A 26,424-nucleotide genomic window follows, 5' to 3' on the forward strand; every position below is an offset into this window, starting at 1 on the left:
CCACGACCAACATCCCGCGCAAGCCTCCCGTTCGAGCCGGAAGGCAGTGTGGATGACTTGTCCTGGGGTCCCGTTTGGACGCCGATTACCCCAAAAACGGGGTCCTTATTCCACGCCTAATCACAAGCTGCCTCGGAGGCGGCTCTCCCGGCGACGGCGCCACCGTACCCATCACGGTGCAAGGTCGAGCAAGGCGCGCAGCGACCGCGCAAGCCCGCTGCCAGTGTCCCGCGCCCTGATGATGGGCGTAGTAGCCGATCGGCCGCATCAGATACGCGCCCCCGGATACGGGAACCGGGTGAGCGCATCGTCCAGCGGGAGGACGGGCGCCGGCGGATCCAGCCGTTCGAGCTGCCGATGGGCACGTTCGACGAAGGCGATGGCGTTGGGGCAGGTCGGCACGGCTACGGCGGCAACGCTCTCCGTCCCCAGGCCGAGGCGGACAAGAGCCATCGTCGCCGCCTTCGCACCCTCTCGCCAGGCGGCCCGCAAGGCGCTTCGCCGGGCCACGATCCGCTGCCAATGGGCTGGGGCAGGAAGCAGATACGGATCCTCGCCGTCGAGGACCGCCTGCCGGCGCGCCATGTCGGTGGCCATACCTCCATCCGCGCGACCGACGGAACGGTCCGAGACCCATACGGCAACGGCCGGATCGTGCCGCAACCGGCCGCCCGCCTCGACCACCCGGCCGACGAGCGCGTTGTCCTCACCGCGCGGCAGGGCCGGCAAGCCCCCCACCGCCCGGTAGGTCGCGACCCGCAATGCGAGGCTCGCTCCGGTATGATCGCCATGCCGCGGCGCCGGATCGTGTGCCGGCGAGTCGAGCCGATCCTCGATGGCGCGCACCTGCGCCCAGTATCGCTCGATCTTCGCATGCAGGGCGAGCCGGAGCGGATCGGTCGAGACAGTGTCGATGACCAACCTGCCGCCGACGATCTCGGCATCGGCGAGGGCGGCGAGATTGGCGGCAACCCAGCTCGGCGGCAGCCATGCGTCGGCGTCGGTCGACAGCAGAACGCCCGACGGGCCGATCCGCTCGGCGGCGCAATCCATGGCTTGCCGTCGCGCGGTACCGACATGCGCCTCATGCGGCGGCAGTTCGGCGGTCGTCACCGTCAGCGCCAGCGATGCACCCGCAGGGCTGGCTGCGAGGCTCTCGGCGGCCTCCACGGTGCCATCGCGGCAATTGTTGGCGAAGAGCAGGACCGGCAACGGTCGGGCCGGGCCGTATCCCGACTGGTTCGCCAAGCTCGCCAGCACCCGCGCGATGCGATCCGCCTCGTCATGGGCCGGCAGCACGACCATGGCGGGGAGCGCCGCGTCCAATCAGGCGCTCGCCAAAGCCGGGAGACGCCAGGATGCGGCCGGCCTGTCGCGGCTCGCAACAAGACGTCCGTAGATATCCTCATAGGCGTCGATCATCCGCTCGACGTCGAAGAGCGCCTCGGCCCGCCGCCGGCAGGCCGAGCGATCGAGACGCATGGCTTCGCGCGCGGCCCGTGCCAGGTCGCGCGCATCGTCGGGCGCGGCGAGACGGCCCGTTGCCCCGTCGAGGATCGTCGGCAACGCGCCGCGACCGAAGGCTGCGACCGGCGTCCCGCACGCGAGCGCCTCGGCGACGACGAGCCCGAACGGTTCCTCCCAACAGGGTGAGACGAGAGCCACCTGCGCTCCGCCCAGCCATCGGGCCAGATCAGGCTGCGAAAGATGCCCGAGATCCGTCACATCCTGTCCCAATCGCGGCGCAATCGCCGTCTGCCAGTAGGAGCCCGGATGCCGCGGACCGGCGAAGGCGAGCGGCATCCCGGCCAGCCGGGCCGCCTCGATTGCCAGATGCAAGCCCTTTTCCGGCACGATGCGTCCGCTCCAGAAGGCATAGGCGGGTGTCACCGGATGTGGCGCGAACGGAAAGGCCTGCACGTCGATGCCGTTCTCGACGACCTGAACGTCCGGCGCGATCTCCGCCCATTCATCGGCCAGCGAGCGCGATACGCCGATGAGCGGCATCTCCGGCGCGCAGGCGCGCATGCCGGCGGCATAGGGCTGAAACGGAGGGGTGTGGAGAACGCAGACCATCGGTGGCGCCAGGGTGCGGCTCTCCCGCAGAGGCAAGTCATGCAACGCGTTGTTGTGAACGAGATCGAAACCGCCCGTGGCAACCCGCGCCATGACGGTCCGGTAGGCGTTCGTCTCGACGATCCGCTCGCAGTCGTCTCCGGTCGGATCGCAGATATCGACGGTCCCGATATCCGGGTCCGACCCGCGCGCCGCGAAAAGAGTGACCGAATGACCGCGTTTGATGAGCTGTGACGCCAGCAGATGCGTATGGCGTTCCAAACCGCCGGCAAAAGGTTGCGCGATCGGGTATTTGAGATGAGCGAGAATCGCGATTTTCACCAGCGAGAGCGCCTTTCCACACAACCCGACAACAACGGAAATATCGGATTCACTTCGACCTCGTTGACGATGCTGTTTCTCCGTCAGCCACCGAGAGCGAATTGAAGACAATCACGACGTCACGACTTTTATGGCGGGCTCACGCCAACGGGCTGCGCATAGTCCGGAGCGATGCCAAGCCCACAGCGCTTCCATGGTGAAATCCGCGTCGTGCGAAATGTATCCAACACGACGCCACTCCGGCGTGAATTTCTGTGGAGACTGGCGAGAGCGACACCCTGGGGCCGACAAAGCGTGCGAAAGAGAGAATCATCTTTCGATGCATTGTATTATTAAGCAAATGCAGGCTTTCGCAGATAGAATATCTTTGACAAACCCGAAGGAATGATGGCCACCCGGCCCGGACGACGTGCCGTGAGGGCCGTTCGGGAAACGGCATGATCCGAACCGAACGCTCGCCACCCGCTACCGGACCGCGACGGCATCGGCGCTATCGAGGGGGGGAGGCGAGACGTTCGGCGACCGCGGATCGGGCCGTCGAGCCCGCTCAGGCGACCAGATGCCAGCCCTGCTCGATGACGGGGAGGTGGTGGAGCATCGCCTCGGGGCTTTCCGAGATCGCAAGCGCCACGGAGGCCCGGCTCCGGCCGGCGTCGAGGGCGGCCTGCCAGTGGTCGAGGCCGGCCTGATCCGGGCTGCGGCCGAGCGCTCCTTCGTAAAGATGGGCGAGGAACGCCTGGTCCGAGAGGGTCGCGTAAGGGGCGGCGTACTCCGGCGAATCCAGGAATGCCTGAGCGATCGACAGTTCCGGGGCGCCGGATGTCGCCTGCGCGGTCCAGAACCGAAGCCCGGCCTCGTCCGGGGCACGGTCGAGGAGGCCGTAGTAGAGCCGGGCCATGTCGCTGGCGGTCGGGTCGGGCGCGAAGACACCGGCTTGGAGTGCGGGGGCGATCTGGCTTTCGTTCTCCGGCGAGAGCGCGAAGGCGAGCGCCACGTCGGCGCGCGATGTGCCGGCCGCGAGGAGCCCCTCCCAATATGCCTCCCCCGCCGTGTCGGGGGCGCGCCCGAGGGCGACCTGATAGAGATGCTCCAGGAAGGTCTCGTCGCTGCCGCCCCCGGCGGCCCCATAGCCGGCCGCGAATTCCGGGGAGGCCAGGAAGCCCGCCGCCGCGTCGTGCAGGCTCAGGCCCGCCGCGATGCGGTCCGTCCAGCAGGCGAGCCCGGCGTCGTCCGGCGCGCGGCCGAGAGGGGCATCGTAGAGGGCATAGATCTCGCCGCCGATGCTCGCGGCGTCATGCGCGAGCGCGCCGAACGCCGACCGGTTGGGAGCGAAATCGAGGGTCAGATCGAAGGACGCGCTGGTGCCGGTATTGCCGGCGGCATCCGTCTGCACGGCGGTGAGGTGGTAGGCGTGCCCGGTGCCGTCGCCGTCGAAGACGATCGGTATCGCCCAGTGTCCCGAGGCGTCGCTGGCGGTCGTGCCGATCGCGGCGGCGCCGTCGAACAGCGTGATCGTCCCGCCGGCATCGGCCGCGTCCGCCGTGCCCGAGACGACATGGCCGACCGTGCTGGCCGCGCCGCTCGCGGCCGCGATGCTCGGCATGGGCGCAATCGTATCGAGGGTGAACCGGACCGCCGCCGAGGTCGCCGCGCGGCCCTGCGCGTCGGTCTGGGTGACGGAGACCGTGTGCGGCCCTTGCGAGAGGCTCGAGGGGTCGTAGGTCGCCAGAACCACGCTGTCGACCGTATAGGTCAGCGTGCCGCCGGCGGACGAGGGTGTCACGGTCAGGGCGGCATCCGAGGTGATCCCGTCCAGCGACGAGGAGCCGGTGTCGTGAGAGAGCACGAGGCCCGGCGCCTCCGGCGCGGGAACCACGACGCCTGCGCTCTGGAGCCCGGCGGCCGCCGAGGCGTACTCGGCATTGCCGGTCAGGGCGATGTCGAGCACGGTGTTCGTGAACAGGAGCGTCCCCTCCTGAAGCCCGGCCGCCCGCGCCACATCCTCGGCCGCCGACCGCACGGCGGGGTCGAGATCGGCGAGGGTGATGGTCTTCGAGGGAAAGCTCCGGTCCGTGAAGCTCGCCGTGGACTGCCCGGCGGTGTAGGTGAAGAGCGAGGTGGCATCGGTGACGCGCCACGAATCCGCGAAGCTGCCGTAGAGCGTCGCAGCCGACACCTCCCCCGTGAGCACGGTCCCGTCGGCGAGCGCCAAATCGTTGGCCGTATTGCCGTCGGCGTTGCCGAGAAGGCCCGAGACCGGACCGACCGAGGCGGAATACGGCAGCATCTGCAAATCGAGGAAGGTCGAGGCGACGCCCGCCGAGAAGCCGTCGCCGGCATCCCCCACCACCGTGTAGATGTTGGCGGCCCGGCTCACGAAGCCGTGCCCGATCTGCAAGGCCTCGCCATCCGCGAGATCGTGCGCGACGCCGCCGATCAGGAGCGGATGCGCCGTCCCGGCGTCCAGCTCCACGACCGTGCCGCCGATCCGGGTGGCGACCGCCGTGACGGAGGATGCGTCGGGGCCGACCGCGCCCAGGCGGACCTGCGTCTCGACATTCGTGCCATGGACCAGCGCGAACTCGCCGACCGCCTGGAAGTCGTAGGCGCGCCCGTCGAAGGTCATGAGATGCGGATCGCCGTGGATGCCGCCGCTCGATCCGCCGATCCCCTGGAAGCCCCAGGAACCCCCTCCGCCCGTCGGGAAGATTCCGAGATGCACGGTGGCGACGTTGCTGTCGCTGATGCCGTCGTTCACCTTGTAGGTGAACTGGTCGAGACCGAAGTAATACGCATTCGGATTGGCGGGGTCGCGCCCGTCCGTGTAAGTGAACGAGCCGTCGGCGTGGAAGTCGAGCGTACCGTGGGCCGGCCCGGAGACGAGCGTCGCCGTCAGCGCCGAGCCGCTCGGGCTGGTGTCGTTCGCGAGCACGCCGCGGCCGGCGTCGATCACCAGGGGCTGGTAGGCGTAGGGCGACCAGCGGTCGTCGACGGCGGTCGGCGGGTAGCGGATCGTCTTGAGGAAGACGTCGATCGCCTCGTTCGTGTCGTTGGGGACGAAATTGTCCACCTCCGAGCTGAAGACGATCTTCGTGCCGTCCGGCGAGAAGCCGATTTGGGAGGGGAGGCGATCGGTGCTGTCGGAGGTCTGCGCGCCGTCCGCCGTCGTCGAGACGCGGGTGATGGCGCCGGTCGTCAGATCCTTGACGAAGACGTCCTGCGCCCCGTTCGTATCGCCGGGCACGAGGTTGTCCGCCGTCGAGCGGAAGGCGATCTTCTGGCTGTCCGGCGAGAAGACGGGAGCGTAGGTGCCGTGCAGCACGTACGGCGACGATGCGAGGGTGGAGTCGACGGCCGCGCCCCCGTCCGCCGCCGACGAGGCGACGGTGATCTGGCCCGTGCCCAGATCCAGGACGAAGACCTGATTGAAGTGGATCGGCGGAAAGCCGGGAACCGGGTTGGGGCTCGTGGGGAGCCCGCTCACGAGGTTGCTCGCCTGGCTGACGAAGGCGACCTTGCTGCCGTCCGGGGACATCGTGACCGATGTGACGTCCGCGTCGGCGCCGTAGCGCGAGCCGTCCACGTAGCTGAGGGTCGCGAGGTCGTAGACCGGGTCGTGGGTGCCGTGGGTCAACTGACGTATGTCGCCCGATCTCAGGTCCTTGATGTAGAGGTCGGCGGAGCTGTCGTACTGGTCGCCGGTGAGGCCGTGGAGCCCCGACGAGAAGACGATGCTACCGCCGTCCGGAGAGAAGGCGAGCCCGTAGGACAAGAAGTCCGTGCGCGCGGGCCCGACGCCCTGCGAGCCGTCCCTCGCCGTCGAGACCCGGTTGAGGGACCGGGTCGGCAGGTCGAGGATATAGACGTCGACCTGGCCGTTGGTGTCGCTCGGCATGAGCGCGGCGTCGGTGTAGAAGGCGATCTGGCTGCCGTTGGGCGAGAACTCGGCCCCTCGGAACGTGCCGGTATGCGGGAACGTGGTCGCCGTCCTCGTCAGCGTGTCCTCGACCTGGAACCCGGTCGCGGATTCGAAGGCGATCGTGTGGCCGTCCGGCGAGAACGCGATGTTGCTGCGGTAGTCGGAGGTGGCCTCCTGCCAGACCACCGTCGCCGTCCCGGTCGTCAGGTCCTTGATGTAGAGCCGGCTCCCGTCGCCCTCGCCCGCGTAGTCGCTGCTCGACCAGAACGCGACCTTGGTGCCGTCGTGCGAGACGGTCGGGTTGTTGCCGCCGCGCGCGATCTGGCCGTTGCCGGAATCCGTCGAGACGCGCACGATGTCGCCGAAATTCGCGGTCACGCCGAGCGACACGGTGGCGACGTTGCCCGGCACGATGCCGTCGCTGTCGCGGTAGGTGAAGCTGTCGCTGCCGACGTACCCCGTCGTCGGCGTGTAGGTGAACGAGCCGTCCCCGTTCAGCGCGAGGGTACCGTGCGACGGGCCCGAGACGAGCGCCGCCGTCAGGTGGTCGCCGTCGGTATCGTGGTCGTTCGCCAGCAGCCCCGAGGCCGCCGTGACCGTGAGCGGCACGTTCTGGCGGGTCGTGTAGCGATCGTCGCTGGCCGCCGGCGGCGTGTCGACGGTGAGCGTCACCGTGGCGAGGCCGCTCTGCGCCTGCCCGTCTGACGCCTTGTAGGTGAAGCCGTCCTGGCCGTGGAACCCGGCCGCCGCCGTGTAGGTGAAGGCCCCCGAGGGATCGAGGGCGAGGGTTCCGTGCGACGGCCCCGAGATCAGGGCGGCGGAGAGCGTATCGCCGTTGGCGTCGCGGTCGTTGGCGAGGACGCCCGACGCAGCGACCGCGAGCGGGGTGCCGGCCGTCACGACATAGGTATCGTCGCTCGCCACCGGCGGCGTGTTCACGGGCGCAACGACCAGCTCCTTGACGAAGATGTCGCCTTCCCTGGGCGTGAAGCCGGCGACCAGATCCTTCGATCCAGACAGGAACGCAACCTTGCTCCCGTCCGGCGACAGCGCGGGCTGCAAGCCGCCGAGGCTCGCCTGCGTGCCGTCCGCTGCGGTGGACAGCCGCGTGACCTCGCCTGTGATGAGATCCTTCTCGAACACGTCGTACTGGTTGTTGGTGTCGCCCGGCACCAGGAAGTTCCCGTAGGACGAGAACAGGATCTTGGTGCCGTCCGCCGAGAACACCGGCGGGTCGTTCTGGCCGCCGCTGCCGCCCTGCGCGCCGCTCTGCGAGGCCGTGACCAGCGTGACGGCGCCCGTCCTCAGATCCTTGACGAAGAGATCGTCGCTGTTGTTCGCGTCGCCGGCCACGAGGTTGTCGGAGCTCGACCAGAAGGCGACCTTGCTCCCGTCCGGCGAGAAGACCGGTGTCCCGACGCCCCGGTCGGCGATGGCGCCCGGCGTCCCGTCGGGATCGTTCGCCGCGCGGGAGACGAGGGTGTAGGCGCCGCTGGCGATGTCGCGCACATAGAGCTGATTGTAGAAGCCCGATGCGTCCGGCGTCAGGCCGGAGGAGGACAGCACGGCATACGCCTTCCCGTCCGGCGAGAGCACGGGATTGAAGAGGTAGCCGTCGCTGTTGGCCGACAGGCGCGTGACGGTGCCGGTGCCGAGATCCTTGAGGTAGAGATCGAGGTTGCCGTTGGTGTCGTCCGGGGTCAGCTTGGCCGACGAGATGAAGGCGACGCTGGTCCCGCCCGGCATGAAGACCGGAGCGGCGGTGTTGGTCACGACCGGGGTTCCGACGGAATCGCTTGTCACCATGGTGACGGCGCCGGTGGCGAGATCCTTCACGAAGATGCCGAGATTGAGATCCGCGTCGTTGGAGACGAGGTTTCCCGCGAAGGACGAGAAGGCGAGCTTGGTGCCGTCCGCCGAGAATACCGGGTTGAAGCTGCCGCTGTCGCCCTCGATCCCGGCCGCGTTGGCCGAGACGAGCGTGATCGCGCCCGTGGTGAGATCCTTGAGGAAGATGTCGGAGGTGCCGTTCGTGTCGGCCGTCACCAGGTTGTTGGCGTTGGAGACGAAGGCCACATGCCGGCCGTCGGGCGAGAACACCGGATGCGTGCTCTGTAGGTTCCCCGGAACGCCCGCTGCGCTGGTGGAGACGACCGTGACGGTCCCCGTCGCGTCGTTCGGTCCGGCCATGACATCCCTCTCCGTTGCCCGGACCGCACCCCCGCGCGCGCCCGGTCTGATAACCAGACCCGGCGGCGGCCCGATTTATTCGCGACGATCGCGATTCACGGCCGGAGGAGGGGGAGCGGCAACCGCCGCGAACGCAGGCTCGCGGGCCGGACGGACTTTTTCGAGCGCCAGGAATAATTCACCGTCGCGCATGGTCTGAAGTTTTGCCGACATGCGAGGATGTGCGAGGGCTACAACTACGTGCGCTGGCGCGCCGGCGGCATGGCCTTCTGGGCGGTGTCGCATCTCAACGGCAAGGAGCTCGCCGAGTTCGCCGCTCTCTGGCAGTGACCGGGCCCTCCGAGACGTCTGCGAGACACCCTCTCCCGGCGCCTGAGCGCCCGCCTACGGTCCCGCGCGGCTCGATGCTTCGAGCCGTCCCACCCGAGAACGCGCGCAGGCGTGGACCGGAAACAGGTCCGCTCGACCGGCCCGCGAGCCATATCCCAGGCCGGATCGGCTGCATGCGAAACGATTACCGGAAGCGCGCCGTCCATCTGTAATTATATTGCTTTTCTACTTATTTTGCCCTTATTGTATTATGTTTTATTTGAGATTTTCATCGCCACGCAAGTTCGAGACCTATGAGTTCGAACCCCCTGGTTTTAACGATTTATAAACAATTATCTGTTTTCTTTCAGCGTGGGCATTTTTCCCACACAATATGGCCGCCTCGTAGGAGTGGCTCACACATGCGCAGTTTCGGACATGTGCGACGTTGTCGGCGCGACGAGAGCGGTGCCGCCGCAATCGAATTCGCGCTGCTGTCGCCGATCTTCCTGGTGATCCTCTGCGCCTGGACCGAGGTCGGACTGTGCCTGCTGATGGAGAGCGCCCTCGACAACGCCGCCCGTGATGCCAGCCGCCTGATCCGAACCGGCACCGCGACGGAGGCGACCTTCAAGGCCGCCGTCTGCGCCAAGGCATCCCCGGCCATCCCCTGCGCCAGCATCACCTACAACGTCCAGTCCGCATCGAGCTTCGCGAGCTTGAGCGTCATCGCCGTATCGAGCACCGGCACCCTGTCGAGCACCGGTTTCGCCGCCGGAAGCTCGGGGTCCGACATGCTGGTGCAGGCCGCCTACAGCAAGCCGGCCTTCTTCTCGTCGCTCCTCAAGGCGGCGGGGTTCAGCGGCAACATCCTGATCATGACGACGCTCGCATTCCAGAACGAGAGCTACTGATGCCCTCCGCGTTCCGTCGTCTCTGGCACGACCGGCGTGGCCTGGGCGCGGTCGAGTTCGCGCTGGTGGTGCCGTTCCTGCTCCTGGCCTGCTTCGGGAGCGTGCAGTGCTTCCTCCTGGCGCGGGCCAAGATGCTCACCGTCGCCGCCGCCCGCAATCTCGCCGATCTCGTCTCCCAGCAGGACAGCGTCAGCGCCAGCGTGATCGGCGATTTCTGCACGGCGGGACAGCTGTCGATCCAGCCCCTTTCCGGCACGACGCTCAAGGCGTCCGTGGCCAGCGTCAGCTATTCCAGCACGACCTCGGCGCCGGCCATCGTCTGGACCGATACGACCTGCGGGAGCGTATCGGCCATCTCGACCGCGGCGACGCTTGCCAAGAGTGCGGTGACGGCCAGCGGCGACAGCACCATCGTGGTCTGCGCCACCTATACGCTGAGCCTGCCGATCTCCTTCCCGCTCGGTTCCAGCTTCACGCTGACCGGGACCGCGCTCGCGCGCCCGCGCAACGGCTCGGCCGTCGCCTACGGCAGCTGAATCGACCGAACCGCAGGATGATCGATATGCAACGTCCCTTGCTCGCCTTGGCCGCGGATTTCCGGCGCGATCGCCGCGGCTCGTTCGTCATTTGGCTCGCGGCGGCTCTCGTCGCCCTCATATTGTTCGCCGGCACCGGTCTCGACCTGATGCAGGCCGTGGATTTGCGCGCCCAGCTCCAGGCGGCCGCTGACTCGGCCGCTCTCGCGGGAGCAACAGCCTATACGTCGTCTTCCGCAAGCTCCACGGCGACCACGGCAGCCAAGAACTATATGGATGCCGCGATCGCCAAGCTCACCGTCAACAACGGCGTCACCTATACGACCACGCCGAGCGCGACGACGAGCGGAAACGCCACGCTTTATAAGGTGACGGTGACGGCCTCTTCATCCATTTCGAATTCTCTGATGAAGATGGCCGCCAGCTCGACATCGGTGCAGGTAACGGCAACCGCGCAGAACGCGACCTACACGATTTCGTCGACGCTCTCGGGTTTCTCCAGCAGCGCCGCCGATGCCAACTATATCTATTGGTATATCGTACCGAGCGACGGAGGCGTGCCCGCCAGCTCGGAGCTGACGCTGCTTTATTCGAACGTCAGCTCGAACACCACGAAGACGATCACCACGACGATCACCGCCGGGCAGAAGATGGGCTTCGCGCTGAAGAACGTCACCGGCGGCATCACCGCTTATGGGCGGAACGGCTACGGTGCGGCCCAGGGGACGAGCCATTGGTTCTACTCGCACCTGACGCCGCCGAGTTCACAGGCGTATGGCTCCGTCAGCAAGGACTGCAACTTGCAGGTGCTCGTTTCCGGCTCGTCGAGCTCTCTCAAGAGCGGGTCCTGCCTGTCGGCCTTGCCGGCTTACGCGGCCGTCAACTGTAGCGAGGCCGCCGGCAAGACCCTGGCCTTCTATTGGAACGACATGGGCGGCACGTCCGACGACTACGACTACAACGACGCCGCGTACAAAGTGGCCTGCTCGACCAACTCCGCGACATCTCAGGTCGGCGTGATCCTGATCAAGTAAATGAGCCGAGGCGGAAAAGCGGCTCAGTTCAGCTTGACGAGCTCGACACGGCGGTTCTTGGCGCGCCCCTCCTCGGTGTCGTTGCTCGCGAGCGGGGCCGCCATGCCGACGCCCTGCGGCACCATCCGCGCACCGGCGATCCCCGCGCCGGTCAGGGCGGCGACGACCGCCTGCGCACGCCGCCGCGAGAGATCGAGATTGTAGTCGACCCCGGCCTGATTGTCGGTGTGCCCGACCACGAGGACCTTGGTCGCGGGGGCGCCGCGCAGGAAGCTCACGAGCTCGGCGAGCTGCGGCTGGCTCTCCGGCTTCACCTCGGCCTTCGCCGTGTCGAACTGGATAGCGTAGAGCGCGACGCGACCGTCGCGGTCGAGCCCCTGGCCGACGGCGCTCGCGGCGACCGTCTCCATGCGCTGCTCGCGCGCGGCGGTCTCCACGGTGACGACGAGCGCCACCGTGCGTCCGACCCAGGACTTGCAGTTCGAGCCGGCGGAGACGTCTCCCACGGTCCAGGCCAGCACCGCGGCCTTGCCCGCCCCTTTAGGCAGATCGAGCAGGGTATAGCGCTGCCCGGCGCGGTCCTCCTGCAACACGCACTCGGTCCAGGGGCCGGAGATCATGTCGTAGGGGTAGAGCATGTGAACGATGCCGGTCTTGCTCCCGCCCGAGCGCGCCGCCGACACCGCCGAGCCGCCGCACTCGTCGCGGTTGCACTCGAAGAGAACGCTGCCACCCGCCTCCTTGACCGCCTGCTGGTAGCCCCGCACCACCTCCAGGACGGAGCGGCCTTCGGGCAGGAGATAGCTCATGCGCGTCAGCCGGCCCTCCACGGTCGGAGGCTCCGGCGGCAGGAAGAGGGCGTTGTTGTTGGCGTCCACCTTGTCCTCGCGCCGCTCCAGCTTCGCGTTGGGCAGCACCAACTCGTCGAAGGCGCTCGCCTTGCTCTCGAGCAGGATCGCTCCGGCATAGCGCGGGAGGGCGCCGGCATCCCGCGCGCCGGGAGCGTCCCCCGGCGGGATCGCCCCCGCCTTGAGCGGCGGCGCGGGAGGCGCGGCCTGTCGCGCCGGCGGCGGTCCCGCCGCGATCAGGAGGAGGGCGGCGGCACACACGAGCATGCGGATCATAGGGTCGGCGCTCTCCGAGACCATCCATTCGGCGACGGGGCGCAATTCAGCAGGTTCGAACACCCTTGTCGATATCGGACAGGCCGGCGCCGGGCGATGTGCGGGACCGGAATGCGGGCCGGCCCCGGCATCTCCGGGGGCCGGCCCGTCCGCGGCCTTCAGCCTTCCTTGAAGCCGTATTCCGGGACGCCGTCCTCGGCGCCGTAATACTTGTAGGGGAGGAACTTGCCCGAGAGGCTCATCTTCACGCGGTCGCCCTTGTTGTTGGGCTCGCGCTCGATCTCCATGTTGAAATCGATCGCCGACATGATGCCGTCGCCGAAATCCTCCTGGATCAGCTCCTTCCAGGTGGTGCCGTAGACCATCACCAGCTCGTAGAAGCGGTAGATCAGCGGGTCGGTCGGCGGGGCCTGGAACGAGCCGCGATAGGGCGCCTCGTTGAGCATGCGCTCCTCGGCCGCCGACAGCCCGAACAGCTCGGCCGCCTTCCTCGCCTGAGCCTTGGGGAGCTTCATCTGGCCCATGCAGGCGGCGGTGATGAGGATCGGAGAGAGGCCGCCGATCTCCGCCTGGATGTGCTTCCAGGTCCAGCCCTTCTCACGCTTGATGTCGAGCAGCTTCTCCGTGAGGTCTTCGCGCTTCATCGTGTCTCTCCAGGAATGGCCGCTCGGGGCGGCCGGGTGAAAGGTGTGTCGTTCCAGGGTGGCGGCGGGCAAGAGGCAGGGGGGCAAGAGGCAAGCGGGCAACGGGCGAGGCACGCGCGGATCCCCCGCGCCGGGAAGGCGGCGGCGGGAGACTGGCACGACAGGGCCTTCCCCTCGGATCAGACCCGCTTGGCCGGCGGCGCGGCATCCATCGGGTCGGGATCGATCCCGCTCGACGAGGGCCGCACGACGGGAGGATGGCGCTGGTCGTATCCCGGCGGCATGCCCTCGTCGCGCAGGCTCTTCGAGCGCGTCACCAGGAAGTCCATCAGATGATTGCGCAGGGCGTAATAGCCCGGCGCGTGGTGGAGCTGCGTGCGGTCGCGATCCTTCGGCAGCGGGTTCTCGACGATCTCGGCGACCTTGGCCTGGGGGCCGTTCGTCATCAGCACGATCCTGTCGGCGAGGTAGATCGCCTCGTCGACGTCGTGGGTGATCATGAACACGGTCTGCCCGGTCTCGATGCAGATGCGGCGAACCTCGTCCTGCAAGGTGCCGCGGGTCAGCGCGTCGAGGGCCGAGAACGGCTCGTCCATCAGCAGGATCTTCGGGTCGATGGAGAGCGCCCGCGCGATGCCGACGCGCTGCTTCATGCCCCCCGACAATTCGGAGGGCCGCTTGTGCTCGGCACCCGCGAGACCGACCGTGGCGATGGCCTTCCTCGCCCGCGCCTCGACCTCCGCGCGAGAGGCCTTGCGCCAGCGCGAGGACACCGCATAGGCGACGTTGCCGAGCACCGTGCGCCAGGGCAGCAGGGCGTGGCCCTGGAAGATCACGGCGCGGTCGAGGCTGGTGCCCTCGATCGCCTGGCCGTCGACGATGACCACGCCCTCGCTCGGCGCCTCGAGGCCCGCCAGGATGTTGAGCACCGTCGTCTTGCCGCAGCCGGAATGCCCGATCATGCAGACGAACTCGCCGCGCCGCATGGGCAGCCACAGATCCTCGAAGATCGTGGTCTGGGTGGCCCCCGCAGCCGGGTAGCGCCGGGCGATCCCCTCGATCGAGATGAACTTTTCCGAGGAGGGCATGGAACGGCCGGTCGGGCCGTCGGGTCGCGCGCCGGCGGAGCGCCGCACGAAGGGGAGAAGCTTGCTCATCGCGTGGCGCCTCACTCTGGGAAGGTGACGAGGCGCTGGGCGCGCGCGAGAAGCTGGTCGAGGACCATGCCGACGAGGCCGATCACCAGGATCGAGGTGATCACGTTGGTGATCGAGAGGTTGTTCCACTCGTTCCAGACGAAGTAGCCGATGCCGGTGCCGCCCACGAGCATCTCGGCGGCGACGATGACGAGCCAGGCGATGCCGATGGAGATGCGCATCCCCGTGAGGATCGTCGGCGCGGCCGCCGGCAGGATCACCGTGAAGGCGCGGCGAACCGGCCCGACCTCGAGGGTGCGGGCGACGTTGAGCCATTCCTTGCGGGTCGAGGCGACGCCGAACACCGTGTTGATCAGCATCGGCCAGACCGAGCAGACGAAGATCACGAAGATCGCCGACAGGCTCGAATCCTTGATGGTGTAGAGGGCGAGCGGCATCCAGGCGAGGGGCGAGACCGGCTTCAGGATCTGGATATACGGATCGAGCGCCTTGCTCATCAGCGGCGACATGCCGATCAGGAAGCCGATCGGGATCGCGACCAGCACCGCGAGCCCGTAGCCGAGAGCCACCCGCCCGATGGAATAGGCGAGCTGGATGCCGATTCCCTTGTCGTTCGGGCCCCGGTCGTAGAACGGGTCCTTGAGATGGCGCCAGATCGTGGCGCCGACATCGAGGGGACCCGGCATCGCGGATTTGCCGGTGGTGGCCGACTGGCCCATGAGCGCGGCATATTCCGGGTCCATCGTCTCGGTTCGAGAGACGCCGCTCACGGCGATCTGCCAGCCGAGCAGGATGACGACCAGGAGCGCCAGGGAAAGAACGCCGGCGCGAAGGTTCGAGGTGTTGGCCTTCGATGTCTTGGGCATGGCCTAGCTCGCCCGCTTGATCTTGAAGGACTCGACGTATTCACGCGGCTTTGCCGGATCGAAGGGCTTGCCCATCACCGAGAAGGACTTGGTGGTCGCCTCCGGCGGACTGAGCCCCTCCTGCTTCATCAGCCTGGCGGCGTCGGTGGCGAGGTAAACCTGCTTGGCCACGCCCGCGTAGTCGACATCGCCCTTGATCTGGCCCCAGCGCTTCATCTGGGTCAGCGTCCAGATCGCGAAGCTCTCGTAGGGGAAGGGATCGAAGGCGACGCGCTTCGGGTCCTTCTTCACGCCGCCGAGCCCGTCGGCATAGGTGCCGGTGAGGACCTGCTCCACCACGGTGAGCGGCTGGTTCAGGTAGTTCGCGGGCGCGATCGCGGCGGCGATCTCCTTGCGGTTCTCCGGCACCGAGGCATAGGCCGTGGCCTGGAGGATCGCGCGCAGGAGGGCGGCGGTCGCGTTCGGCATGGTCTTCACCGTCTCCTGCGCGATCGAGAACGAGCAGCAGGGATGCCCGTCCCAGATCTCCTTCGACAGGATGTGGATGAAGCCGACGCCGTCATAGACCGCGCGCTGCACCACGTTGTCGGGGGCGAGGAAGCCGTCGATGTTGTCGGCGCGCAGGTTGGCGACCATCTCCGGCGGCGGCACCGAGCGAAGCTGCACGTCCGTATCGGGATCGATGCCGTGCTCGGCCAGATAGTAGCGCAGCAGGTAGTTGTGGTTCGAGTAGTCGAACGGAATCGCGAGCTTGAAGCCCTTCCAGTTCTTCGGGTCGCGATTGTCCTTGTGCTTCATGGCGAGGCAGATCGCCTGGCCGTTGACGTTCTCGATGGCCTGCACCGCGAAGGGCACCGGGTTGGAACCCAGCCCCATGGTGATGGCGAGCGGCATCGGCGCCAGCATGTGGGCGGCGTCGTATTCCTTGTTGAGGGTCTTGTCGCGGACGACCGCCCAGCCTGCCGTCTTGACCACCTCGACGTTCAGCCCCTGCTTCTCGTAGAAACCCATGGGCTTGGCCATGATGATCGGCGTGGCGCAGGTGATCGGGATGAAGCCGACCTTGAGGTCGGTCTTCTCGGGCTTGGCCGTGTCGGCGAACGCCTCCGCGACGAATCGCGTCGGCAGGAACTGGGCGATGGCCGCCGCGGCGGTCGCGGCCCCCACGGCCTTGAGGAAGGCGCGCCGCTCGGCGGCGTGCGGGAAGACGGCCCGCGTCATCGTCTCCGCGACGGCCCGGTCGATGGCCGCGTCGCCCGCCGGAACCGCCGCCTCGTGCTCGGCTTGGCTCGCATGCGCGCCGCACGGGCAGCCGCCCCGGCCGAAGCGGGAGCCGAAGGGGGCCATCGCAGAACTCCGTGTTTCAGCCTCACGGTCCTCAGCAACAGTCGCGCCAAGAAGTCCGTGCTCGATTTTTCCTGATCCGACAGCGGCTTGCGAACCATCGCTGCTGCCGTCCGACAAAGTCCGGCCTCCATTGTCGACAGATTGTCGACTTTGGCGGCGACGCGCCGGCCTGATCGTCTTCCCGGTCAGGCGGCGAGCCACGCGGTCACGGCGCCGTGATGCCGCTGTTCCATCGCCAGCCGCTCCCGCGTCTGCTCCACGACGTGCCAGGGGGCGCCGGGGACCGGATTCCCGTGCAGCTCGATGGGCGCCGAGCGCGTCTTGAGGCGGATCACCGGCGCGGCATGGGCGTAGCCCGGATGCGGGCGGCCGAGGATCGCATGGGCGATGGCCTCGGCTTGGCGGGCGACGGGCTCGATGAAGCGGCAGGGCCGCCCGCCGATGCTGACGCAGTCGCCGAGGGCGAAGATGTCGGGTCCGCTCGTGCGCAGCGTCTCCGGGTCGACGACGATGCCGCGATCGAAGGCGAGGCCGGCGCCGCGCACCAGTCGCGCGGGGGTCGCGAGCCCCGTCGCGGCGATCACCGTGGCGGCGGACATGCCGGCTCCTCCCGACAGCGCCAGCGCGATGTCGCCCTCGGGACGGCGGCGGAGACCCTCGACCAGGGTGTTTCCGAGGAAGCGGACGCCCGCCCCTTCGAGACCGGCCAGGAGCCGGCGCCCGGCGGGCGCGGGCAGGAGTTCGGGCAGCGGCAGCGCGTCCGATCCGATCAGGGTCACGGCGTGGCCGGCCCTCGCGAGATCCTCGGCGATCTCGCAGCCGACCATGCCGGCGCCGATCACCGCGACGGCGCGGGGGCCGCCGGCGAGTTCCGCCTGCAAGGAGGTCCAGGCCGCGAGGTCGTTGATCCGCCAGCACAGGGCGGGGTCGAGACCCGGCGGCAGGGCCGGCCGCGCACCCTGGGCGAGGACGAGATGGGTATAGGCGAGCGTGCCGCGCGTGGTGCGCAGGCTATGCGGCTCCGGCGACAGGCCGACCGCCACCGTGTCCGCCATCAGGCGAACGCCGAGGCGCTCGGCGGCGGCGGCCCCGGTCTCCCGGCGAAGCCTGTCCGGCGACAGGCCGCGCCCCAACGCCACCGAGAGTTCCGGCTTGTGGTAGACGTCGCCGCCGCAGGCTGTCACCAGGGTGATCGGGACCTGCGCGTCGAGCGCCCGGATCGCCTCGGCGGCGCTCCACCCGGCGATGCCGGCCCCGACGATCGCCACGCCCGGCCGGCGCGAGGGAGCCGCCGGGAGCGGCGCCGGCGCCACCGCCGCCCGCCGCCGGTAAGGCTCGAAATCGGATTTCGTCACCCCGCAGATCGGGCAGGCCCAATCCTCCGGGATGTCGTCGAAGCGGGTGCCGGGGGCCAGTCCGCTGTCGGGATCGCCCTCGCCCTCGTCGTAGATCAGCCCGCAGGCCCGGCAGAGGAACTGCTTCCAGGGGCCGAGCCCGTCCGTCGGCTCCGGGGCGGTCATGCCTGCGCTCCCGCGCAGGAGGCGGCCGGCAGGATCTCGCGGGAGAGCCGCGCCATCTCCCAGCGCAGATGCTTGACGGCCGGCGTGACGATGGCCACGAAATGCGATTCCCGGATACGGCGCTGGGGCGCCGCCGACATCAGGTAGCCGCGCGCGCCCTGGTGCAGCAGAGCCGATTGCGCCGCGCGTAGCGCGAGCTCGGAGGTCTGGCAGCGGGCGTCGAGGACATCGATCAGGTAGTCGGTCGCGCCGTCATAGGGCGTCTCGGCGAGCCGCATCACGCGGACGCGCAGCTCCGCGAGCTCCGCCGCGATCCGATCGGGACGGTCGTCGAGGAACTGGTTGACGTGGCCGAGGGGCTCCTCGACCGCGCGCATGGCGTCGAGGCTGCCCTCGGCGACGCCGAGCCCCATGCCGCACTGGAGCAGGATGAACGCACCCCGGATGCGCCCGATGAAGGGCCGCGCCGGATCGGCGATGAGGTCGTCCTGGCCGACGAACACGTCGTCGAGGCGCACGCCCCAGGTGCTGGTGCCTTCCATGCCCGAGAAATGCGGGCAGGGCCTCAAGTCCGCGCGGTCGCAGCGCAGCAGGAACATGATCTCGTGGGTGATCGCCTCGCCCGCGCCGAGGACGCCCGCGATGGCGCCGCAATACTGGCCGGGGCCGATATGGCTGACCCAGGGCAGCATGCCGCTGACGCGATAGCCCCCCGCGACCCGCCGCGCCCGCAGCAACATGGGCTCGATTTCGGCGAACGCCTTCATCGGGTTGGAGAGGGCGGTGCCGCCGAAGCTCCGGCCGGCCGCATGCTCGTCCAGAAGGGCGCCTGCGAGCGCCGGGTTGCCCGACTGCTCCATGTAGAGACCGCAGACGTCGTGGCACCACATCAGGAAGCCGGTGGCCCCGCAGGCGCGGCTTCCCGCCTGCATCGCGGCGATGGACAGCCCGAAACGCGCGCCGTGCCGGTCGAGATGGACGCCGAGCGCGCCGGCCCCGCCGAGCTGCGCCATGATGTCGAGCGGGTAGGCGCCCCGATCGATCTCCGCGGCGGCGGCGCTCAAGGGTCCCCCGGCGATGGCCGCCGTCCCGGCGAGGACGGCCCCGTCCGTCCAGCCGAGCCCCTCGGGGCCGGGCAACGGCGTCTCCGGCATGGTGGAATCGGCCGGCCGAAGAGCGAGCGCGCTCGACATCGTGCATCTCCTCAGGATTTCGGAAGGACCATGCCTGGAGCCGCGTCCGATCGCGGCTCCAAGCCTTTGGTTTGGCCCGTATATTCGCGCCGAACCGGCATCCGTCTCGGCGGAATGCGCTAACCGGCGAGGCCGATCTCGAAGGGGATCGGGTTGCGCATGGAGTTCGCCACCGGCGAGTAGGCATTCGCGTGGCGCACGATCTCGTCGAGCTCCTCGCGGGTCGCGTCGCCCTCGATGGTGACCGCGACGCGGATGGCCTGGAAGCCCATGTCCTCGGGCTTCTTCTCGGCGCCGCCGGCGCCCCAGGCGGCCGGGTTGCCGATGTCGCCCTCGAGATGCAGCTCGAGGCGCGAGAGGCGAACCTGCTTCCAGGTGGCGACCGCCGTGATCCCGACGGCGAGGCAGCCGCCGAGCGCCGAGAGCACGATCTCGCCGGGCGCGGGGGCGGTGTTCTCGCCGAACAGGTGCAGCGGCTCGTCGACGACGACGGGCTGGTGGTCGCCGACATAGCTCAGGGTACGGTACTGGCCGTCGACCACGGTGTGGACCTTGTTGGTGCCGCGCGAGCCCGGATTGCAGCGGCCCTTCTCGGCGAACTGCATGAGCCCGTCCCGGTCGATCGGGCGCAGATACGCGGTGACGGTCTTCGGGGCGGGGCTGGCGCTCATGGTCTCATCCTCTTCCGGCGGCCCTTGCGGTGACGGGCCCGGTGCGAGGGGACTTGCGCAAGGCGGATGCCAGACGACGCGACGGCGAAACTTTCTTAGAAAACCATTTTATATCAGATATTTATGCCGATCCGTGATCAGTCCCGCGCGAGATGCTTCCTCGGGAATGTCGACATTGTGTCGACATTGTCGGCCCGCTTCGTCAGTAGCCGGAGGCGGTCTGGAGCTTGCGCCAGCGGTACGAGAACTGGCGTTCGGTCAGGCCGAGGCGCTGCGCGGCGCGGGTCTTGTTGCCCCCCGCCTGGGCGAGAGCCGAGCTGAGCTGGTCCCGGCCATGCGAATCCGCCGGCAGGTAGGGGCGGATGATGCCGGCCGGCCCCTGCGCGGGCGGCCTGTCGATGCGCTCCGGCGGGAGCAGGCCGGTGGCGGCGGCCCCCTCGAGCATCGGGCGCAGGTCCTCGACGTCGAGCATGCCCTCGCCGGAGAGCAGCACGAGCCGCTCGATGAAGTTCGCGAGCTGGCGGATGTTGCCCGGCCAGGGCTGGCGCGCGAGATGCGCCACCGCGCCCGGCGTCAGGTTCACGTTGCGCTGGTTGTCCTGATTGGCCCGCGTCAGGAAGTGCAGGACGAGATCGGGGATGTCGCCGCGCCGCTCGGCCAGGGGCGGCAGCGTGATCGGGATCACGTTGAGCCGGTAGAACAGGTCCTCGCGGAAGCGTCCGTGGGCGACCTCGGCGCCGAGATGGCGGTTCGTGGCCGCCACGAGCCGCATGTCGATCCGGATCTCGCGCTTGCCGCCGAGGCGCACCACGGTGCCCTCCTGAAGGGTGCGCAGCAGCTTCGTCTGGAGGATCGCCGGCATCTCGCCGATCTCGTCGAGGAAGATGGTGCCGCCGCTCGCCTGCTCGAACCAGCCGGCCCGCGCCTCCACCGCCCCCGTGAAGGCGCCGCGCTCGTGCCCGAACAGCTCGGACTCGAACAGGCTCTCGGGGATCGCCGCGCAGTTCACCTTGATGAAGGGCCGGTCCCGCCGGGGGCTGGCGAGATGGAGCGCGCGGGCGAACAGCTCCTTGCCGCTGCCCGACTCGCCGAGCAGCAGCACGCTGGCCGTGGCGTCGGCCACCTTCTCGACCTGGGCGAGCGCGCGCAGGAGCGCGGGCGAGGTGCCGATGATGCCGTAGCGGGCCCGCTTGATGCGCAGCTCGCGGGCCAGCATGCCGTTGTGCTCCTCGAGCGCGCGGGTCTTCTGCTCGACCCTGGCGTTCAGCGTCAGCAACTGGCCCACCATCGTCGCGATGATGCGCAGGATGGCGAGGTCGTCCGACAGGGCCCGCTCGCGGTGGCGGATGCGGTGGCAGGCGAGGGCCCCTACCGTGCGGTTGTCGACACGGATCGGCAGGGCCAGGAACGAGACCGCCCCGCGCGGCAGCCGCGCCCGCTCGACGGCGCGGGCGAGGAAGGTCGGGTCCTTGTCGATGTCTTGGACGATGATGAGATGGCCGTCCCCGATGACGCGGCCGGTGATGCCCTCGCCGGGGGCGTAGCGGCCGCGCGCGACCTCCTCGCGGGTCAGGCCGTAGGAATGGGCGATCCGGTAGCCGTCCCCGTCCGGGTCCCGCAGGACGATGCGCCCCCGGTTGAGGCCGATGATCTCCGAGAGGAGATGCAGCATCTCGCGCGCGACCTGATCGAGATGGATGCCCTTGCCGATGAGGTTCATGACCTCCTGCAACAGGAACATCTCCTGCGTGCGCCAATGCGCGCTCGACGCGTCCTTGCCCATCCGTCACCCGTGCCCGTGGCCCGCTCGTCCGTCGAGGGCGGGGCCGGAGGGGGCCTGCAAGCTCCGTGCGAGCCGGGCAGGGGGCCTATGCCGAGCGACGGGATGGCCCAGGCGTCAGTAAGCCAGGGCGAAGGCGGGAAAGACCTCCGACTTGGTCCCGCGCGGATCGGAGCCCGCCTCCAGAACCCCGGTCTCGAGGTTGCGCTCGGTCCCGCAGAGATAGCCCTCCGTCCAGGGTGGCGCGGGGTCGATCTCGTGCCCGCGCGCGGCCAGACCGTCCAGGGTGTCGCGGCCGATGCTCGTCTCGATGCGGAGGCGGTTGAGGTAGAAGTCGTGCGGGTGGAACAGGGCCGGGAAATGCTCGCTCGAGAATTTCGGCGCCTCGATCGCCGCCTGGAGCGGCATGTCGAACACGACGCGGTTGAGGAAGAACTGCAACTGCCACTGGTCCTGCTGATCGCCGCCCATGCTGCCGAACGCCAGCCACGGCTTGCCGTCCTTGCAGGCGAGGCTCGGGCTGATCGTGGTCCGGGGCCGCTTGAAGGGCGCGATCACGTTGGGATGGCGGGCCGGTCCCACGCGGCAGTTCGACAGGCGGACGCCGAGCGGAAACCCGAGGGCCGGCACGACCTCCGCGCTCTTGATCCAGGCGCCGCTCGGCGTGAAGGCGGCGGTGAAGCCTTCACGGTCCATGGCGTCGACATGGACGGTGCCCGGCCCCCAGGACGCGCCCCCGAGCCGCTCCGCGGGCGGCAGCAGGGCGCCCCCGGTCCGGGGATCGCCGGGACGCAGGGCCAGATCGGCGCGATCGGCGACGAGCCCGGCACGAAGCTGGCCGTAGGCGTCCGACAGCAGGGTCTCGACCGGCACCTCGACATGGTCGGGGTCGCCGTAGAACTGCTCGCGATCCGCGAAGGCGAGCTTCATCGCCTCGACCACGAGATGGATGTAGGCGGGGCTGTTGTGCCCGAGCGCGGCCAGATCGAAGTTCTTCAGGATCGACAGGGTCTGGAGGAGGGCGGGCCCCTGGGTCCACGGCCCGCATTTGTAGAGGTCGACGCCGGCGTAGCGGATCGAGACCGCGCGCTCGACCGGCACGGTGAAGCGCGCCAGGTCGTCCCGCGTCAGCAGACCGCCGCGCGCCGCCACGAAATCCGCGATCTCGCGGGCGACGTCGCCCTTGTAGAAGGCGTCGAAGACCGCCCCCAGGCCGTCGAGCCGCGTCCCGCCGGCCCGGCGCTCCTCGGCCGCGAGGAAGGCCAGCATGTCCGCGAGCGCGGGGTTGCGGATGATGTCGCCCTCCGCCGGGACGCGGCCCTCGGGCAGGTAGAGCGCGGCCGAGCCGTGCCATTCGCCACGGAAGCGCTCGGCGTTGTCGACGATGCCGAACTTGTGCTGGCGCAGCAGCCCGGCATGGACCGGGAAGCCGTTGCGGGCGAGGTCGAGGGCGGGGGCGCTGACATCGGCGAAGCTTAGGCGCCCGTAGCGGCGCGAGGCCTCGACCAGGGCGCCGAGCGCGCCCGGAACCCCAGCCGCCAGCGGCCCCTCCGGTGGAATCTGGTCGAGCCCGCGCCGCAGGAACGCCTCGGGCGTGGCCGCCGCCGGCGCCACGGTGTTGCCGTTGATGCAGACCACCCCGGCCTCGCCGGGGGCGGCGATCAGGATCGGGATCTCGCCCCCGATCGTGTGCATCTGCGGGTTGACGACCCCCTCGACCAGCGTCGCGGCGATGGCCGCGTCGACGGCGGTGCCGCCCTGCTTGAGGATGTCGATGCCCGCCATCGGCGCGAGGTAATGCTCGGCCGCGACGGCGCCGCGCCGCCCGAAGATGCGCGGATGGAACGGCACCGACTCCGTCGGAAGGGTGCGGAAGGACCGCGTGCTCGTAGGGGTGGGCAACATTCCCGTCCTCCCAGCAGTGATGCGCGCCCGGCTCAGGCCAGGGTCGAGAGGTCCTGGAACCAGTGCTGCGCCTGCGTGTAGCTCTTCACGCGCGGCGACAGCGCATGCGGGTTGCTGTCGTGCACCACCCAGACCTGCACGGCGTCGTCGACGACGATCTCGTGGATGCGCGCGAGGAGCCTGTCCTGCTCGGCCATGTCGAGGCTGGTCTTGACCTTGTCGCAGAGCGCGTCGACCTCGGGGTTGCGGTAGTGGCTCCAGTTGACGCCGTTCGGGGAGATCTGCTTCGAATCGTAGAAGCGCAGGATCGCGTAGAACGGGTCTGAGGTGACGTAGGCGACGTTGCTGGCGGTGACGCCCTTCAGGCTCGGATCCGCCGCGCCCTGGCGCCAGGCGGTGTAGGCGACCTCCTGCTCCACCGTGCGGAACTCGACCTGGATGCCGACCTCGGCCCAGCTCTGCTGCACGAACTCGTTGATCGGCAGGGAGAGCATCTGGCCGGTGCCGCCGGTCGGGATGATCATCGTCGTCTTGAGCGGGTTCTTCACCGAGTAGCCGGCCTCCTGAACGAGCTTGCGCGCCAGGTCGACATCCGTCTCGATCTTGAAGGTCGGCTTGCCGAACCAGGGGCTCGACGGCTGGACCTGCCCCACGGCCGGAGTGGCGAGGCCGCCCATGAGCTGAACGACGCCGGCACGGTCGATGGCGAGGTTGGCAGCCTTGCGCAGGCGCAGGTCGCGCCATGGGCTGCCCTCGATCATCGACAGGTGGTAGTTCCAGACATGCGGCGTGTCGTTGCCGACGATGCGCATGCCGGCGGCCTTGAGCCTCGGCACCGCGTCCGGCGCCGGCAGCTCGATCAGGTCGACATTGCCCGACAGGAGCGCGTTCACCCGCGAGAGATCCTCCGGCATGCAGGCGAGCGTCAGCTTGGACAGCTTCGGCATCCGCTTCGGGTTCCAGTAGGCGGTGTTCGGAACGAGCTCGATGCGGACGCGCGGCTGGAGCTGGCCGATCCTGTAGGGGCCGGTGCCCGAGGGCTCGAAGGCGAACTTCCCCCAGTCGCGGCCGAGCTTCTCGTACTGGGCCGGCGAGGAGATCAGGAACCACAGCATCTGGTAGGGGAACAGGCTGTCGACCGCCTTGGTCGTGACCTGGACGGTCATGCCGTCGATCTTCTTGTAGGAGGCGACGCCGGGCAGGCGGGGGCGCACCTGCGCGGCCTGGCGCTGGTCGAAATGCGGCGCCTCCTTGTTGAGCACCTTGTCGAAGTTCCAGATCACCGCATCGGCGTCGAAGGCCGACCCGTCGTGGAAGGTCACGCCGTCGCGCAGGCGGAAGATCCAGTTCCTGCGGTCGGCGGGATCGCTTTCCCACGCGGTCGCGAGACCGGGAATCAGCTTGCCGGGCCGGTCGGCGACGTCGAGCTCCCAGGCGACGAGCGGGTCGTAGAGGGTCAGCCCGGTGAACTGGTAGCCGCCCGCGCCCCGGTCCGGCTGCCCGGTGGTCAGCGGCAGGTCCGTCATCGAGATGCCGTAGGTCAGGGTGCCGGACGGGCTCGCGGCCTGGGCACGGCCGGTCGCGCCGAGCAGGGCCAGCGCAGCACCTCCGGCCATGAGCGTGCGGCGGCTGGGAAGATCTCGGTCCATCACGAAAGCCTGCTCCGGTGGCGCGAAAGGCCCCTGGCAGGAACCGACAAGCGCCGCATCCATTACTATGAAGAAAAAATACTTCTTCCAAAGATCAAAAATTGGCTCTTCGAGGCTATTTTTTCATCAACTGCCCGGCTGGAGCGGAATCCGCTCAGGCAGCGCCCGTATCGTCGCCTCGCCGTGCCGCGCTCCTCCGGTGGCGGCGGCGCTCCGCGCGCGACAGCTCGTCGGCACTGGCGAAGCCGGTCGTCGCGGCGATCTCGGCAGGCGCGAGGGCGCTTTCCCTGCGGAGCTGATGGGCCCGGTCCAGTCTCAGGTCGAGATAATGCGCGTGCAGGCTCGTGCTCATGAGCGTGCGGAAAAGCCGTTCGAGCTGCCGGACCGACACGGCGGCGGCGGCGGCGAGCGCCTCGCGCGGCAACGGGGTCTCGAGGTTGGATTCCATGGCCGCGAGCGCCCGCAGGAGGCGCGGATCGCGCACCCCGAGGCGCAGGCGGAGATCCATCCGCTGGGGGCTCAGGCCCTCGCGGATCTGGTTGTGCAGGAACCAGTCCCCGACCCCGGCGGCGAGCCCCGGCCCGTGATCGGCCTCGATCAGGTTCAGCATCAGGTCGAGGGCGGCGATTCCCCCCGAGCACGTCACCCGGTTGCCCTGTATCTCGAAGAGCGAGCGCACGACCTCGATCTCCGGGTAGCGCTCCTCGAAGGCGGGGACGTGCTCCCAGTGGAGAGTGCAGCGGCGGCCCTCCAGCAGCCCGGCGCGGGCCAGGATGTAGGGCCCGCCCGAAATCCCGCCGATGGTCGCGCCGGCGCGCGAGAGGGCGCGGAGCCATCGCGAGAGGGCCGGATCGTCGAACCCGGCCGGGTTTCCGCCGGCGCAGACGAAGACCCGGTCCGCGCGCCGCGTCAGCGCGCCGACCTCGACCTCGGTGAGGATGGTGACGCCGTTCGAGGCCCGCACGCTGCCGCCCCCCGGAGCGGCGTGCCACCAGTCGTACAGGTTGCGGCCCGACAGGGTGTTGGCCGCCCGCAACGGCTCGACGGCGGAGGTGTAGGCCATCAGCGGGAAGTCCGGCACCAGAACGAACCCCACCGTCAGGGCGGCGGACGGTTCGGGCACGGGCGCCTTGCGGCCCGGCCGGCTTCCGGGGCGGTTCGGTTTCGGGAGGTTCATTTCGGCGGAATGTGCCGGAAACCCGTCGCGATTTGCAAGCCGGCGGGACGGGCCTTGCGGCTATCGAGGTTCGACGCGCGAGCACCGCCGAC

The 26,424-nt window shown here is 69.0% G+C and carries 18 protein-coding genes; 3 read left to right on the plus strand and 15 right to left on the minus strand.

Annotation, left to right across the window (positions count from 1 at the left end):
- Positions 1 to 267: 267 nt before the first annotated feature.
- From ACP56T_RS07385 to ACP56T_RS07395, 3 genes are all read right to left on the minus strand, one after another.
- A complete protein-coding gene (locus ACP56T_RS07385) occupies positions 268 to 1,305 on the minus strand; it encodes a glycosyltransferase family 2 protein (protein WP_430911716.1) in 1,038 nt (345 codons plus the stop codon).
- A 21-nt stretch (positions 1,306 to 1,326) separates the two neighbouring features.
- Entirely contained in the window at positions 1,327 to 2,397 is a 1,071-nt protein-coding gene (locus tag ACP56T_RS07390) for a glycosyltransferase (RefSeq protein ID WP_430911497.1), read from the minus strand.
- Positions 2,398 to 2,944: 547 nt separating this feature from the next.
- Positions 2,945 to 8,506 (minus strand): DUF4214 domain-containing protein, encoded by a 5,562-nt coding sequence (locus ACP56T_RS07395; protein WP_430911498.1) that lies wholly within the window; start codon positions 8,504 to 8,506, stop codon positions 2,945 to 2,947.
- 731 nt (positions 8,507 to 9,237) lie between these two features.
- On the opposite strand from ACP56T_RS07395, the gene ACP56T_RS07400 reads away from it, so the two are divergent.
- Genes ACP56T_RS07400 through ACP56T_RS07410 form a run of 3 tightly spaced genes read left to right on the plus strand, consistent with a single transcriptional unit; the run spans position 9,238 to position 11,299 of the window.
- Positions 9,238 to 9,729, plus strand: coding sequence for a TadE/TadG family type IV pilus assembly protein (locus tag ACP56T_RS07400; RefSeq protein ID WP_430911499.1), 492 nt, complete (start codon positions 9,238 to 9,240; stop codon positions 9,727 to 9,729).
- A complete protein-coding gene (locus tag ACP56T_RS07405) occupies positions 9,729 to 10,265 on the plus strand; it encodes a TadE/TadG family type IV pilus assembly protein (RefSeq protein ID WP_430911500.1) in 537 nt (178 codons plus the stop codon). The genes ACP56T_RS07400 and ACP56T_RS07405 overlap by 1 nt, the downstream gene beginning before the upstream one ends.
- Positions 10,266 to 10,282: 17 nt before the next feature.
- On the plus strand, positions 10,283 to 11,299 hold the full coding sequence (locus ACP56T_RS07410; RefSeq protein WP_430911501.1) for a pilus assembly protein TadG-related protein: 1,017 nt from the start codon (positions 10,283 to 10,285) through the stop codon (positions 11,297 to 11,299).
- A 23-nt stretch (positions 11,300 to 11,322) separates the two neighbouring features.
- On the opposite strand, the gene ACP56T_RS07415 is transcribed toward ACP56T_RS07410, so the two are convergent.
- From ACP56T_RS07415 to ACP56T_RS07470, 12 genes are all read right to left on the minus strand, one after another.
- Positions 11,323 to 12,486 carry an OmpA family protein gene (locus ACP56T_RS07415; RefSeq protein ID WP_430911502.1) on the minus strand — a complete coding sequence of 388 codons (1,164 nt, stop codon included), beginning with the start codon at positions 12,484 to 12,486 and terminating at the stop codon, positions 11,323 to 11,325.
- Positions 12,487 to 12,581: 95 nt separating this feature from the next.
- Entirely contained in the window at positions 12,582 to 13,067 is a 486-nt protein-coding gene (cynS, locus tag ACP56T_RS07420; protein WP_430911503.1) for a cyanase, read from the minus strand.
- Between the two features lie 179 nt (positions 13,068 to 13,246).
- On the minus strand, positions 13,247 to 14,224 hold the full coding sequence (locus ACP56T_RS07425) for an ABC transporter ATP-binding protein (protein WP_430911504.1): 978 nt from the start codon (positions 14,222 to 14,224) through the stop codon (positions 13,247 to 13,249).
- Positions 14,225 to 14,235: 11 nt separating this feature from the next.
- Positions 14,236 to 15,090: a nitrate ABC transporter permease gene (ntrB, locus tag ACP56T_RS07430; protein WP_430911505.1), complete on the minus strand. Its 855-nt coding sequence runs from the start codon at positions 15,088 to 15,090 to the stop codon at positions 14,236 to 14,238.
- A gap of 3 nt (positions 15,091 to 15,093) precedes the next feature.
- Complete coding sequence (locus ACP56T_RS07435; RefSeq protein ID WP_430911506.1) at positions 15,094 to 16,437, minus strand: CmpA/NrtA family ABC transporter substrate-binding protein; 1,344 nt, start codon at positions 16,435 to 16,437, stop codon at positions 15,094 to 15,096.
- 185 nt (positions 16,438 to 16,622) lie between these two features.
- The gene (locus ACP56T_RS07440; RefSeq protein ID WP_430911507.1) at positions 16,623 to 17,957 is read right to left on the minus strand and encodes an FAD-dependent oxidoreductase; all 1,335 of its coding nucleotides are present in this window, start codon (positions 17,955 to 17,957) and stop codon (positions 16,623 to 16,625) included.
- Positions 17,954 to 19,150: an acyl-CoA dehydrogenase gene (locus ACP56T_RS07445; protein ID WP_430911508.1), complete on the minus strand. Its 1,197-nt coding sequence runs from the start codon at positions 19,148 to 19,150 to the stop codon at positions 17,954 to 17,956. The genes ACP56T_RS07440 and ACP56T_RS07445 overlap by 4 nt, the downstream gene beginning before the upstream one ends.
- A 119-nt stretch (positions 19,151 to 19,269) precedes the next feature.
- A complete protein-coding gene (locus ACP56T_RS07450) occupies positions 19,270 to 19,821 on the minus strand; it encodes an OsmC family protein (protein WP_430911509.1) in 552 nt (183 codons plus the stop codon).
- Positions 19,822 to 20,023: 202 nt separating this feature from the next.
- Positions 20,024 to 21,604, minus strand: a complete 1,581-nt coding sequence (locus ACP56T_RS07455; RefSeq protein ID WP_430911510.1) for a sigma 54-interacting transcriptional regulator — start codon at positions 21,602 to 21,604, stop codon at positions 20,024 to 20,026.
- 114 nt (positions 21,605 to 21,718) lie between these two features.
- Positions 21,719 to 23,506: a gamma-glutamyltransferase family protein gene (locus tag ACP56T_RS07460; RefSeq protein WP_430911511.1), complete on the minus strand. Its 1,788-nt coding sequence runs from the start codon at positions 23,504 to 23,506 to the stop codon at positions 21,719 to 21,721.
- Between the two features lie 32 nt (positions 23,507 to 23,538).
- Complete coding sequence (locus ACP56T_RS07465; protein ID WP_430911512.1) at positions 23,539 to 25,155, minus strand: ABC transporter substrate-binding protein; 1,617 nt, start codon at positions 25,153 to 25,155, stop codon at positions 23,539 to 23,541.
- 154 nt (positions 25,156 to 25,309) lie between these two features.
- On the minus strand, positions 25,310 to 26,218 hold the full coding sequence (locus ACP56T_RS07470) for a GlxA family transcriptional regulator (protein ID WP_430911717.1): 909 nt from the start codon (positions 26,216 to 26,218) through the stop codon (positions 25,310 to 25,312).
- Positions 26,219 to 26,424 lie beyond the last annotated feature (206 nt).

The organism is Methylobacterium endophyticum, from assembly GCF_050591105.1.
GTDB lineage: Bacteria > Pseudomonadota > Alphaproteobacteria > Rhizobiales > Beijerinckiaceae > Methylobacterium.